At 60.6% G+C, this 13,363-nt stretch carries 11 protein-coding genes; 7 read left to right on the top strand and 4 right to left on the bottom strand.

The features are described 5' to 3' along the window. The first annotated feature begins 23 nt into the window (after positions 1 to 23). The 3 genes from IB244_RS10205 (at position 24) to IB244_RS10215 (ending at position 2,326) form a co-directional block, all read left to right on the top strand. Positions 24 to 482, top strand: coding sequence for an RDD family protein (locus tag IB244_RS10205; RefSeq protein ID WP_018116893.1), 459 nt, complete (start codon positions 24 to 26; stop codon positions 480 to 482). Positions 483 to 661: 179 nt separating this feature from the next. Beyond that, on the top strand, positions 662 to 1,438 hold the full coding sequence (locus tag IB244_RS10210; protein ID WP_018116892.1) for an arginyltransferase: 777 nt from the start codon (positions 662 to 664) through the stop codon (positions 1,436 to 1,438). Then, positions 1,439 to 2,326 (top strand): DMT family transporter, encoded by an 888-nt coding sequence (locus tag IB244_RS10215; RefSeq protein WP_018859191.1) that lies wholly within the window; start codon positions 1,439 to 1,441, stop codon positions 2,324 to 2,326. Here IB244_RS10215 and IB244_RS10220 read toward each other — a convergent pair. Both IB244_RS10220 and parC read right to left on the bottom strand, forming a co-directional pair. Continuing rightward, a complete protein-coding gene (locus IB244_RS10220) occupies positions 2,265 to 2,798 on the bottom strand; it encodes an SRPBCC domain-containing protein (RefSeq protein WP_192304120.1) in 534 nt (177 codons plus the stop codon). The genes IB244_RS10215 and IB244_RS10220 overlap by 62 nt on opposite strands. Positions 2,799 to 2,930: 132 nt before the next feature. Further along, a complete protein-coding gene (parC, locus tag IB244_RS10225) occupies positions 2,931 to 5,186 on the bottom strand; it encodes a DNA topoisomerase IV subunit A (RefSeq protein WP_192304122.1) in 2,256 nt (751 codons plus the stop codon). Positions 5,187 to 5,422: 236 nt separating this feature from the next. Between parC and IB244_RS10230 the strand changes: the two genes are divergently transcribed. Further along, the gene (locus IB244_RS10230; protein WP_192304124.1) at positions 5,423 to 6,610 is read left to right on the top strand and encodes a hypothetical protein; all 1,188 of its coding nucleotides are present in this window, start codon (positions 5,423 to 5,425) and stop codon (positions 6,608 to 6,610) included. An 80-nt stretch (positions 6,611 to 6,690) separates the two neighbouring features. Here the strand turns inward: IB244_RS10230 and IB244_RS10235 are convergent, their stop codons facing one another. Beyond that, a complete protein-coding gene (locus IB244_RS10235) occupies positions 6,691 to 7,335 on the bottom strand; it encodes a TetR/AcrR family transcriptional regulator (RefSeq protein WP_018859187.1) in 645 nt (214 codons plus the stop codon). A 66-nt stretch (positions 7,336 to 7,401) separates the two neighbouring features. Between IB244_RS10235 and IB244_RS10240 the strand changes: the two genes are divergently transcribed. Then, the gene (locus IB244_RS10240) at positions 7,402 to 8,568 is read left to right on the top strand and encodes a serine hydrolase domain-containing protein (RefSeq protein ID WP_169681044.1); all 1,167 of its coding nucleotides are present in this window, start codon (positions 7,402 to 7,404) and stop codon (positions 8,566 to 8,568) included. A 59-nt stretch (positions 8,569 to 8,627) separates the two neighbouring features. On the opposite strand, the gene aspS is transcribed toward IB244_RS10240, so the two are convergent. Next, positions 8,628 to 10,418 carry an aspartate--tRNA ligase gene (gene aspS, locus IB244_RS10245; protein ID WP_113470731.1) on the bottom strand — a complete coding sequence of 597 codons (1,791 nt, stop codon included), beginning with the start codon at positions 10,416 to 10,418 and terminating at the stop codon, positions 8,628 to 8,630. A 268-nt stretch (positions 10,419 to 10,686) separates the two neighbouring features. Between aspS and IB244_RS10250 the strand changes: the two genes are divergently transcribed. After that, positions 10,687 to 12,078, top strand: a complete 1,392-nt coding sequence (locus IB244_RS10250; RefSeq protein WP_169681046.1) for a multicopper oxidase family protein — start codon at positions 10,687 to 10,689, stop codon at positions 12,076 to 12,078. 83 nt (positions 12,079 to 12,161) lie between these two features. Further along, entirely contained in the window at positions 12,162 to 13,307 is a 1,146-nt protein-coding gene (rnd, locus tag IB244_RS10255) for a ribonuclease D (RefSeq protein WP_113470730.1), read from the top strand. Positions 13,308 to 13,363 lie beyond the last annotated feature (56 nt).

Genomic DNA, 13,363 nt, shown 5'->3' on the forward strand with positions numbered 1-13,363 from the left:
TTTCTCGAAAGGAGACCGTAACGATGACGCTCACGCCCAATCCGCTCTATGCTGCACCGGACGACTGGCGCGCCTATAGCGGCACGCTGAGCCGTCGTGTCTTCGCATTCATCCTCGACTACGTGATCATTCTGCTGCTCTGCATACCGGCGGCGGTCATTCTTTTCTTCCTGTCGATCGTCACACTGGGGCTCGGATTCTTTCTCTATCCGGCGCTGTTCGTGATCGTTGCAGGCCTGTATTTCGGCTTTACGGTGGGCGGTTCCCAGCAGGCCTCATTCGGCATGCGCGCAATGGGCATTGCCATTATCCGCGTCGACGGGCAGCCGATGGACTTCCTGACGGCCATCGTTCACCTGGCGCTTTTCTGGATCCTGAACTCAGTCCTGACGCCGCTGATTCTGCTGGTTGGCCTGTTCACCGAACGCAGCCGGTTGATCCACGATTTTCTGGTTGGCACCGTCACGGTACGCACCGCCTGATCAGGCTCGCCACAAGCTAAAATAAACGCTGCTCCCGACCTTTGCCGGGAGCCTCTCGACGCCATATCCAAAAGTATGACGCGCGACATCGGGCAGGAGAACGGCCCCGCTGTTGACGTTTTTTATTCTTAAGTCATCCTGTCAGATAAGCAGCGAACCAAAGGAAATCTCCGCAACAGATGAATACGCAGACGACGCCATCACCGCAGTTCTACCTGACTGCTCCGGCTGCGTGCCCCTATCTGGCCAACGAGATGGAACGTAAGGTCTTCACGCATCTCGTCGGTCCCCGCGCAGCGGAGATGAACGATATCCTGACACAGGGCGGCTTTCGCCGGTCGCAGAACATCGCCTATCGTCCGGCCTGCGAGGCCTGCCGCGCCTGCATTTCCGTGCGCATCCTCGCACAGGAATTCCTGCCGACGAAGTCGATGAAGCGCGTGCTGGCAACGAACGCCGACATCATCTCCACGGAATTCCCTGCCCAACCGTCCAGCGAACAATATTCGCTGTTCCGACGCTATCTCGATTTTCGCCACCAGCAGGGCGGAATGTCCGACATGACGGTGCTCGACTATGCCATCATGGTCGAAGACACCCATGTGAACACCAAAATCATCGAGTATCGGCTTCGAAAGGAAGGGACGGGCCTGGAAGAGCGCCCGACCGGCGAGCTCTTGGCCGCCGCCCTGACCGATACCATGAGCGATGGCCTGTCCATGGTTTATTCCTACTTCAACCCTGACATGGATCGCCGCTCCCTTGGCACGTTCATGATCCTTGATCACATCAGGCGCACAAAGGCCTTGGGTCTTCCACACGTCTACCTCGGCTACTGGGTTCAAGGGTCGAGGAAAATGGACTACAAGACTCGCTTCCAGCCGCAGGAGCATCTGACTTCGCGCGGCTGGGAACGCTTCGATCCCTCCGTATTGCCCGAAAGCCCGCGCTACTAAATGCTCCTCCCCTCCCTTTCCGATCATCGGAAAGGCCTGCTGCTGACGGCAATCGGCGGCTTGGCTCTTTCCATGGACATTCCACTGGTGCGGCTTGCTCACGGCGACATGTGGTCGATCCTGGGCATGCGCAGCATCACGACGGTCGCCGCCGCGCTGCTGGTGATCTGTCTTATCAGATACGCCAAGGGAGCATGGCCCGTGCTCGTGCCCGGCAGGCACGGCCTTGCGACGGGACTGCTCTACGGCTGCTCGACGCTGACCTTCCTGCTTGCCGTCTTCAACACGGCGACGGCCAATGTGGTTTTTATCGTCGCGTTCAATCCGATGTTCGGCGCTCTCTTGTCATGGATTTTTCTCAAGGAACGTCCCACGGCATCCACGCTCGTCACCATGGCGGTCATGGTGTTCGGTGTTGGCCTGATCGTGCATGATGGATTGGCCGGCGGCCATCTCTTCGGCGATGCCATGGCACTTCTCAGCGCCTTTATCCTCGCATCGGCGATAACCATTGCCCGGGCGTCGCGTCGGGAAATGGGCTTCGTGCCCTTGCTTGCCGCCGCCCTGCCGGCGGCCCTCGGCTTTGCAAAGGCCCTGCCGGTCGGGCTAGCCATAGAGCATCCAGCCTGGATCATCCTCAACGGTACGCTTCTGATGCCGGTCGCCTTTTGGTGCCTAGCTACCGGACCACGCTATCTCTCCGCGCCCGAAGTCGGCATGTTCTATCTGCTCGAAACCATCCTGGCTCCGATCTGGATATGGCTGATCTTCGCGGAAGCCCCACCGACGATGACGCTCGTCGGCGGCACGATCCTGGTCTGCGCGATTATGCTGCACTCGCTTTGGATGGTTCGGCGGAAGCCTGCGCGACAATCTCTGGCACACTGACCACCTGCATCGCATCGAGTTCGCGCTCGAGCCCCTGCATGACGTGGACCCAGCCCTTCCGCGTCTCTTCTTCGAACTGGCCCCATTGGGCGCACATTTCGTGCGAGAGCGTCAACCGCGTGCCTTCGGCGAGCGGTTCGATGTCGATCTGTATTCGATCCGCATTGTGATCATGCTCGGCTGCCGAGAAGCAGAAGACCATCCGCCGCGGTCGGCGCAATTCGAGAAATACGCCGTAATGCACCGCATCGCCTGTCGGACGTCGGTCGATGACGAGAAAATGTCCGCCGACCTTTGGATCGATGTCGGCTCGGATAACGCGTCCTTCGTCGCTTGCGAAAAGGAAGCGTTTGGCGATCTGAGGGTTCAGCCATGCGTCGTAGACGGCGCAGGGCGAGGCATTGAATATATGCGCAACGTTCAAGGTGATGGTATTGCAAGCACTCATCAACAATCCTCCGTGATCGGACATGGCACTCTCCAGGAGCACCACACTCGATCATTCCGTCCGCCTGCGGAATGACGTCTGTCCATGTTGTGATTACAGGCCAGAAGTAGAGGAGTTGCTCCGCTCGCCAAGAGCGAGGCGCAGAATTATTTTCGCTTAGCCGGCAAACTTGCCGCTGCGCGGGAAGCCTTTCGGAACGGTCCGACCAGCGGTGGCGCGATCGCCAAGCCATTCGGCAAGCTCGTCCTTGTTCTTCGTGAAGGTGCGGCCCGCGCTGTCTTCCCAGACGAGGCCGTCTGATATTGCGAAACAGCGTACGTCGGAAATGCCGCCATCCTTGTAGCGCTGCAGGCGGACGCCCTTGCCGCGACCCATTTCCGGGACCTGCGACAGCGGGAAGACGAGCAGTTTGCGATTGTCGCCGACGACAGCGACATAGTCGCCACTGACGGGAACGATCAGCTTCGTCTCATCAGGCATGGAGACATTCATGATCTGCTTGCCCTTGCGGGTATTGGCGACCATGTCGGTCTCGGCAACAACGAAGCCGTTGCCCGCCGTCGAGACGATCATCTGCTTGCGGGCAGGATCGTGAACGAAGGCGGTCAAGACGTCCTGATCGTTGTCCATATCGATCATGATGCGCAGCGGTTCGCCATGACCTCGACCGCCGGGCAGCTTGTCGCCGCCAAGTGTGTAGGCCTTGCCACCGGTGGTGATGATCAGGATCTTGTCGGTCGTCTGCGCAGGGAAGGCAACCTTCAGCGCGTCGCCTTCCTTGAAGGTCAGGGTCGCGGTGTCGGAGATGTGCCCCTTCAGAGCGCGTATCCAGCCCTTTTCGGAGACGACGACGGTGATCGGCTCCTTCTCGATCATCGCCTGCTGGATAGCCTGCTCGTCGGCTTCCGGCGCGTCGGCGAACTGGGTGCGGCGACGGCCGAGCTCGGTCGCCTTGGCGAACTTCTTCTTCACTTCGCCGATTTCCCAGGCGACGGTCTGCCACTGCTTTTCTTCCGATGCCAGCAGTGCCTCGATCTCGCCCTTCTCCTTGGTGAGTTCGTCGAACTCGGTGCGAATCTCGAACTCCTCGAGCTTGCGCAACGACCGCAGCCGCATGTTGAGGATCGCTTCGACCTGATTGTCGGTCAGGGACCAGCGCGCGATCATCACCGGCTTCGGCTCGTCCTCTTCGCGGATGATGCGAATGACCTCATCGATGTTGAGGTAGGCGATCAGCAAGCCGCCGAGGATTTCCAAGCGGCGGTCAATGGCCGCCAGGCGGAAGCGCGAGCGGCGCTGCAGCACTTCGCGGAGATGGTCGAGCCACTCCTTCAGGACCTCGTTCAACGCCATGACGCGCGGGATGCGGCCCATGGAGAGAACGTTCATGTTCAGCGGGAAGCGGCTTTCCAGTTCCGTCAGCTTGAACATCGATTCCATGAGGATCGTCGGATCGACCGTCCGGTTCTTCGGCACCAGCACGACGCGGACATCTTCGGCGGACTCGTCGCGAATGTCCTCGAGCAAGGGCAGCTTGCGCGCCAAGAGAAGTTCGGCGATCTTTTCGATCAGGCGGGACTTCTGTACCTGGAACGGGATTTCTGTGACGACGATCTGATAACCGCCGCGGCCAAGATCCTCGGTCTCCCACTTGGCGCGTGTACGGAAACCGCCACGGCCAGTCTTATAGGCCTCGATGATGCTTTCACGGCCATCGATGATGATGCCGCCGGTCGGGAAATCCGGACCGGGAATAAACTCGACCAGCTTCTCGACGGTAGCATCGGGATGCTTGATGAGATGGAGGGCCGCGTCGCAGAGTTCGTGGACATTGTGCGACGGAATGGACGTCGCCATGCCGACTGCAATGCCCGACGAGCCATTCGCCAGCAGGTTCGGAAAGGCGCCCGGCAGGACGACCGGTTCTTCGTCTTCCTCGTTGTAGGTCGGGCGGAAATCGACCGCGTCCTGATCGATACCCTCAAGCAAGAGGCCGGCCACATCCGTCATGCGCGCTTCGGTGTATCGATAGGCGGCAGCGCTGTCGCCGTCGATATTGCCGAAATTTCCCTGCCCGTCGACGACAGGGTAACGCTGTGAGAAATCCTGCGCGAGACGCACGAGCGCATCGTAGACAGACTGGTCGCCATGCGGATGGAACTTACCGATGACATCGCCGACGATACGAGCACATTTCTTGAACGCGGAATTGGGCCGAATGCCCATTTCGCTCATGGCGTGAATGATGCGGCGATGCACCGGCTTCAGGCCGTCGCGCACGTCAGGGAGCGCACGATGCATGATCGTCGATAGCGCATAGGCCAAGTAACGCTCTTCAAGCGCCGCCTTCAAATCGACCGGAAGGATACTGTCGTCGTCTCCGCCAGAGGGCGGCAAAATCTCTTGTCCCATATGTCCTGACTAGCCGAGATGGTTGTTTTGAGCAAGGAATCCGGGCATTCCGGCTGTGGATGAAGTCTTGGCGTACGAGAAAAGAATGACCCGAGACGCTTTGCCTGAATTTCGTCGTTGTTTCGTTTTCCCTTCAACACAAATTTAGAAATCCGCAAATATAAACCACGACCGAACCACAATAGACCGATGGCGAATTCTCGCTCGCCGCACAACGCCGCCACCAGAGGACCCAAATGACTTTTTACCGGACGACACGGCTGATGCTTTCGAGCGTCGCCTTTCTTTCTCTCGCCGGCTCGGCTTTCGCGCTCGACGGCCAGGATCTGCTGAAGAAGATCAACGCAGCCTATAGCCAGCAAGGCGGTACGATCGTTGCCGACGGCGTCGATGTCAACGGAACCACCGTGACGCTGAAGAAGGCAAGCTTCAAACCAAACAGCGGCGAAGCGGTGTCCATCGGCGACATCACCATGACCGGCGTAGAAGCAGACGAGGATGGCAGCTACTATGTCGAGGAAGCATCCTTCCCGAACGTCAGCGCCACGAGTGAAGGCTCCACCTTCACGGCATCCGACCTGACCCTGAGCGGCATATCGATCCCCGCGGATCCGAAGGGCGAAGGGCTCGACGCAATGCTCCTCTACGAAAATGCCCACAGCGGCCCCGTGAAGGTTGTCCAGAATGGAGAGGAATTGTTCTCTCTCGCCGAAAGCGACCTCAATCTGACGCTTCGCGAAGATGACTCCGGCTTCGATTTCGATGGTGCCTTCAAGGGCTTGAAGGCCGATCTCAGCAAGGCAAGCGACGCACAGAGCAAGGAAGCAATCGAGAAGCTTGCCCTCCAGCATATCCAGGGCGACATCACGATGAAGGGCGCCTGGGACCTGACGCCCGGCACGATCGACGTTTCCGAGTTCGCCTTCGACTTCAACAACGTCGGCAAGCTGAACCTGGCCTTCAAGATCTCCGGCTATACGATGCCCTTCGTGAAGTCTCTGCAGGAAGCCGCCAAGCAGGCCGAAGCGAACCAGAACAAGGAAGAGGCGCAGCAGGCCCTCGGTCTCTCGATGCTCGGGCTAATGCAGCAGCTGTCGTTCGAGAGCGCCCAGATCCGCTTCGACGACGCTTCCATCACCAAGCGTGCGCTCGACTACGCCGGTGGCCAGCAGAACATTTCCGGCCAGCAGATGGCTGACTCGCTGAAGGCAATGACGCCGATCATGCTGGCACAGCTCAACATTCCGGAGCTGCAGAACGCCATATCGGCAGCCGTCAACACCTTCCTCGACAACCCGAAGAGCCTGACGCTTGCCGCCGCACCGGCGAAGCCCGTTCCGTTCCCGATGATCATGGGCGCTGCCATGGGCGCACCGAACACGCTGCCGCAGGTGCTTGGGGTCAAGGTTTCGGCGAACGACTGATGCGCCGAGCTCGAGTTTTTGAAACCCGGCGTGCAGTTGCCCGCCGGGTTTCTTTGTTTTTGCAAGGTGGTCGCTGCCGGTTAGGCGGCGTAGCGGCGTAGCTCGTTCATAGCGTGCCCGACCATCTCCAGCAGTTCTGCAGTCGTGGCACCGTCACGCGCCTGTACCGACATGCCCTGGACGATCGCACCGAGGAAGCGCGCAAGCGATCCGGCGTTCGCATCCTGCCTGATATCCCCTTCCTTCATGCCGCGCTCGATGCGAGCGGTGAACAGGCCAAGCGTCTGCAATCGCAACGACGAGACGTGGTGCGCAATGTCCCCGCTCTCGGAAGCACAGTTCAGAACTGCAGTGGAGATCATGCACCCCTTGGGATGTTCCGGGGCGGTGAATAGGGCAGCCGATGTCTCGAGGAAGCGCCTGAACGTCGACACCGTATCGATCTTTTCTTCAAACGGATTGCCGGGATTCGGCCGCGGCATGCGCCGGTACTGATTCAACGCCTCGCGATAGAGTTCCGCCTTCGAGCGGAACGCCGCATAGAGGCTTTGCGGGGTGATCCCCATCGAGGCGGTCAGATCGGCAATCGAGCTGCCGTCATAGCCGTGCTCCCAGAAGACGTCGCGCGCGGCCGAAAGAACCGTTTCGCGATCGAAGGCGGGCGGGCGGCCGCGCTTTCTTTGTCCGCTATCTTGTGTGCCGTCATTATTTTTCACAATGGTCACTTTAGAAATATTTCTCGATCCGGTTTATTCAGGAACGGTCATTGTGATTATAGGAGGTTCGATCCGATGAGTCTTCCCCTTGAACCCCAGGATGCACAGCAGACAGTCGGCTTCGCGAACGCGCTCGATGCGGTGATCGACCGCACCATCGCCGCAAAGCGCCTCGTCGGTGCGGTGGTCCTGATCGCCCAAGACGGTGATATCGTCTATAGCCGCACCGCCGGCCTGGCCGACCGCGAAAGGGGACAGGCCATGGCCGAGGACACGATCTTCCGGCTCGCCTCGATCACCAAGCCGATCGTCACGATCGCCGCCATGCGGCTTGTCGAGGAAGGCCGCATCGGCCTCGACGACCCAGTGACGAAATGGCTGCCGGATTTCCGCCCGCGTCTTGCCGACGGCACGGAATCGGTCATTGTCATCCAGCATCTGCTCACCCATACATCCGGCCTCAGCTATGGCTTCACCGAGGAAGACGGCCCCTATGCCCGGGCCGGCATTTCCGACGGCCTCGATCAGCCCGGCCTGCCGATTGCCGAAAACCTGAAGCGGCTTGCGAGCGCCCCTCTTCTCTTCGCGCCCGGTTCGAACTGGCAATATTCGCTCGCCATCGATGTCATCGGCGGCGTCATCGAGAAAGAGACCGGCAGTTCGCTCGGCGAGGCGGTGGCAAGACTGGTGACCGAGCCACTCGGCCTGGCTGACACCGCCTTTGCGGTGCGCGACCGGGATCGGCTGGCCGCCGCCTATATGAGTGCCTCGCCGCAGCCGGAGCGGATGGGCAAGGAAGCGTCCGTGCGGGCGCTGACCGGTTTCGTGCGTTTCGCGCCGGACCGCATCTTCGATCCGAACTCCTATCATTCCGGCGGCGCCGGCATGGCGGGAACGGCAGGCGAGGTGTTGGCGGTTCTGGAGACGATCCGCAAGGGTGGCGCGCCGCTTCTCTCGTCCGAGACGGTCAAGACCATGATGGCGGATCAGGCGAACGGCGTGCGCCAGCCTCTCGATCCGGGCGTCGGCTTCGGCTTCGGCTGGGCGGTGGTGACCGATCCGGTCGCCGCACAGGTGCCGTGGTCGAAGGGGACGATCCGCTGGGGCGGCGCCTACGGCCACAGCTGGTTTGTCGATCCCACAAAGAACCTGAGTGTCGTGGCGCTGACGAATACGGCACTGGAGGGGATGTGGGGGCAGTTTACGGTGGATCTGCGCGACGCGATCTACACAGCGCTCTGAAGCCAGAAACAAAAGAAGCCCGACGCGCGCCGGGCTTCTTTTCAATCATGTACTCTGCCTCAGTCCTTCTTGACCGGCGGGATCGGGCGGATCGCAAGTTCGCGCAGCTGCGTCGGCGTTGCCGGGGTCGGCGCGCCCATCAGAAGGTCCTGCGCCTGCTGGTTCATCGGGAACAGCGAGATCTCGCGCAGGTTCTTGGCGCCGACGAGCAGCATGACGATGCGATCGATGCCGAAAGCGGCACCACCGTGCGGAGGCGCACCGTACTGGAAGGCGCGGTAGAGGCCGCCGAAACGATCTTCCACGTCCTGCTGGCTGAGGCCGATCTTTTCGAAGGCGGCGACCATAGTTTCCGGCGACTGGTTACGGATCGAGCCCGAAGCGATTTCGAAGCCGTTGCAGACCGCGTCGTACTGATAGGCCTTGATGCCAAGCGGATCCTGGTTCATCAGCGCGTCGAGGCCGCCCTGCGGCATCGAGAACGGGTTGTGGGCGAAGTCGATCTTCTTTTCTTCCTCGTTGTATTCGAAGAACGGGAAGTCGACGATCCAGCACAGCTCGAAGCGGTCGCGGTCGATGAGGTTCAGCTCGTCGGCGGCGCGGGTACGGGCTTCGCCTGCAAACTTGTAGAACTTGGACGGCTCGCCGGCGACGAAGAAGCAGGCGTCGCCCGCATCAAGGCCAAGCTGCGTGCGGATCGCTTCGGTGCGTTCCTCGCCGATGTTCTTGGCGAGCGGGCCGGAGCCGCCGATCTTACCGTCTTCTTCCTTCCAGAAGATGTAGCCAAGGCCGGGCTGGCCCTGGCTCTGCGCCCAGGCGTTCATGCGGTCGCAGAATGCGCGCGAGCCGCCGGTCTTTGCCGGGATCGCCCAGATCTCGACCTTCGGGTTCGAGGCGATCATGCCCGCGAAGACCTTGAAGCCAGAGCCGGCGAAGTGATCGGTGACGGCTTCCATGACGATCGGGTTGCGCAGATCCGGCTTGTCGGAACCGTACTTGCGGATCGCTTCGTCGTAAGGAATACGCGGCCATTCCTTGGTGACTGGCTTGCCTTCGGCAAATTCCTCGAAGATCGAGGTCATCATCGGACCCATGGTGTTCCAGATGTCTTCCTGCTCGACGAAGCTCATTTCGAGGTCGAGCTGGTAGAACTCGCCCGGCAGGCGGTCGGCGCGCGGGTCTTCGTCACGGAAGCACGGCGCGATCTGGAAGTAGCGGTCGAAGCCGGCAACCATCAGCAGCTGCTTGTACTGCTGCGGCGCCTGCGGCAGGGCATAGAAGGTGCCGGGATGAATGCGTGATGGCACCAAGAAGTCGCGCGCACCTTCCGGCGAGGAGGCCGTCAGGATCGGCGTCGTGTATTCGGTGAAGCCGATATTGCCCATCTCGCGACGCATGGCAGAGATCACCTGCGTGCGCTTGACGATGTTCTTGTGCAGCGTTTCGCGGCGCAGGTCGAGGAAACGGTACTTCAGGCGCACGTCTTCGGGATAATCAGGCTCGCCGAAAACGGGCAGCGGCAGTTCCTTGGCGGCGGAGAGAACTTCGATCTCCTGCGCATAGAGTTCGATCTCACCGGTTGCCATGTTCTTGTTGACGGTGTCTTCGGTGCGCGCCTTCACGAGACCGTCGATGCGGATGACCCACTCGCCACGAACCAGTTCAGCCTGCCTGAAGGCCGGAGAGTCCGGATCGGCGACGACCTGTGTAATGCCGTAGTGGTCGCGAAGATCGATGAAGAGAACGCCGCCATGGTCGCGAACACGATGGACCCAGCCGGAAATCCGGACGTTCGCGCCGACATCCGACTTGCGGAGGGCTGCACATGTGTGGCTGCGATAGCGATGCATAATCTCAATTCCCGGTATTTGGCTTAAGACGGCAGCAAGGGGCTCTGATGGCTCTCCCGTACCGACAAGAAAATCGGGCGGAAAAGCGCATGGACGGTCTGATTTGTCAAGGGTTGGCGCACCGAGCCTGCGCTTTGCGAGCGGTTATAGCGTGGTGCAACCCCGTGCTGGTGAACAGCCGTGCGGCAGTTTAGCAGCCTCGCACCATATTGCTGAAACTCTCGGTCAACTTTAAAGAGGAGCGATATCGTTCGTGTGGAGCCTCGAAATGCCTCTTCTCACTCGCCGCAATCTGCTGAAAACGTCTGCAGTCGCAGGTGCCTACGGCGTAGGGATCGGGATCGCGGGCAAGTTCGGGCTGGCGGAGGCTGCACCCGCGCCGCAGGTGCTGAAGGCCGTGAGGACGACCGCTGGTATCACCGACGCAGGCATCACGAAGGACATCCTGACCTGGGGCGATGGCGGCATGCCGCCCATCTTGCGAATGACGAAGGGGAAGCCTTTTGCTGCCAGGCTCACGAATACGCTCGACGAGCCGACTACGATCCACTGGCACGGTCTGAGAATCGCCAACAAGATGGACGGGGTGCCCTTCCTGACACAGCCCTACGTCTATACCGGCGACAGCTTCGACTACGCCTTCACCCCGCCGGATGCCGGCACCTTCTGGTACCACCCGCATTGCAACACGCTGACGCAAATGGGTCACGGCATGACAGGCCTTCTCGTGGTGGAGGATCCTGACGACCCCAAATTCGACGCAGAGGTCTTGCTCAACTTGCGCGACTGGCGCCTCGGCGGCGATGGCCAGTTCATTGCGGCTTTCCGCCCGCGCGACGCGGCAAAGAGCGGCACCTACGGCACTGTCAGGACAGCCAATTGGCGTCAGGAGCCCCAGTATGATGCGCCCGCCGGCGGCCTCGTTCGGCTGCGGATCGCCGCGACCGACGTCACCCGCATCTTTTCGTTGAGGATGCAAGGGGCCGAGGCGACGATCATCGCGATCGACGGCAATCCGGTGCCAAAACGTTTCTCGCTCGATCTGCTGCTGATCGGCCCCGGCCAGCGTCTCGATCTCGCCGTGCGGATGCCGGATAGCGAAGGCGCCATTGCCGCGCTTGAAGACATCCGCGGTACAACACCGAAGACGATCGCCAAGCTTCGAGCCGTCGGAACATCGCTGAAGCGCAATGTCGGCGATCTCGCCGCGCTCGGCGAGAACCCTGTGGCCAAAGCCGACCTGTCTTCCGCAGAGAAGATCCCGCTCGTCCTCAGCGCCACGGCAGAAAGCGGAGCGGCCGACAGCATCTGTGGCACGCTGGGCTACAACTTCTGGGCCATCAACAAAGTGCCGTGGCCGGGTGACGGGCCAGACCCGACTGCGCCCCTGGCAGAACTGAAACTTGGCAAAAGCTACATCCTGCAGCTCGAAAACGTGACGCCGCACACGCACCCCATCCACCTGCACGGCATGAGTTTTACGGTTCTGTCGTCATCGACGCGGGATGTCACGCCCCTTGTCAGCGACACTTATCTCGTCCAGCCTGACGAAAAGGTGCAGCTCGCCTTCGTGGCCGACAATCTCGGCGACTGGGTGCTGCATTGCCACATCATCGAACATCAAAAGACCGGTATGACCAGTTATGTTAGAGTTGTTTGATAGGTCTTTGCGGGTTCTAGTTGACATATCCGGCCGAAAGGAGAAGGAAGGTTCAACTATGTCTATCCTGCGAATGAATTGAGATGATCGAAACTACCGCCGATTTGGAGGCGGCCTGCAAAGAGCTGGCCAAGTCAGAATTCATTACCATCGACACCGAGTTTCTCCGAGAGACGACGTTCTGGCCGGAACTCTGCCTGATCCAGATGGCAAGCCCGACGACCGAGGTGCTGGTCGACCCGCTCGCCAAGGGTCTCGACCTCCGACCGTTCTTCGAGTTGATGGCCAATCCGGCCGTCCTAAAGGTCTTCCATGCCGCGCGCCAGGATATCGAAATCATCTACAACCGCGGCGGACTGATCCCGCATCCGATCTTCGATACGCAGGTTGCCGCGATGGTATGTGGCTTCGGCGACTCGGTCTCCTATGATCAGCTGGTCAGCCGCACCAAGGGCGTTCAGATCGACAAGTCTTCGCGCTTCACCGACTGGAGCCGCCGGCCGCTTTCTGAAAAGCAGCTGGACTATGCGCTTGCCGACGTGACGCATCTGCGCGACGTCTACCGCTATCTCAAAGCCGAGCTGGAACGCGAAGGCCGCTCCTCCTGGCTGCGGGAGGAGATGGATATCCTTGAGGCCCGCGAGACCTATGACATGCATCCTGATGATGCGTGGCAGCGCCTGAAAATGCGCCTGCGCAAGCCGCAGGAGCTTGCCATCCTGAAATATGTCGCCGCCTGGCGCGAGCGCGAGGCCCGCTCCCGCAACGTGCCGCGCTCACGCGTATTGAAGGATGACGCGATTTACGAGATCGCCCAGCAGCAGCCGAAGGACGCCGAAGGGCTCGGTCGCTTGCGAACGATCCCCAAGGGTTGGGAGCGATCGGCTGCCGGCGTAGCTGTCATCGACGCCGTCAATGCGGCCCTTGCCTTGCCAAAGGCCGACATGCCGCACGCCCCGCGGCAGACGCAGCAGCCGGAAGGTGCTGCCGCTGCCGCCGAACTTCTGAAGGTCCTTTTGAAGCTGATCTCGGAAAAACATGGCGTCGCGCCGAAGGTCATTGCCAACAGCGAGGATCTCGACAGGATCGCAGCGGAAGGCGAAATGGCAGAAGTCGCGGCGCTGCACGGCTGGCGCCGGGAGCTTTTCGGCGAGCCGGCGCTGCAGCTTATCCAGGGCCAGGTCGCTCTTCGCTTCGTCGGCAAGAAAGTGGAGACGGTGGCGCTCTAAGCGCCATCAAGCGGACTTTTTTCGCGCATAGTCATCGCCAGATCGATTTGATCCAA

The sequence above is a fragment of the Rhizobium sp. RHZ02 genome, assembly GCF_014851575.1.
In the GTDB taxonomy this organism is placed as follows: domain Bacteria; phylum Pseudomonadota; class Alphaproteobacteria; order Rhizobiales; family Rhizobiaceae; genus Rhizobium; species Rhizobium altiplani.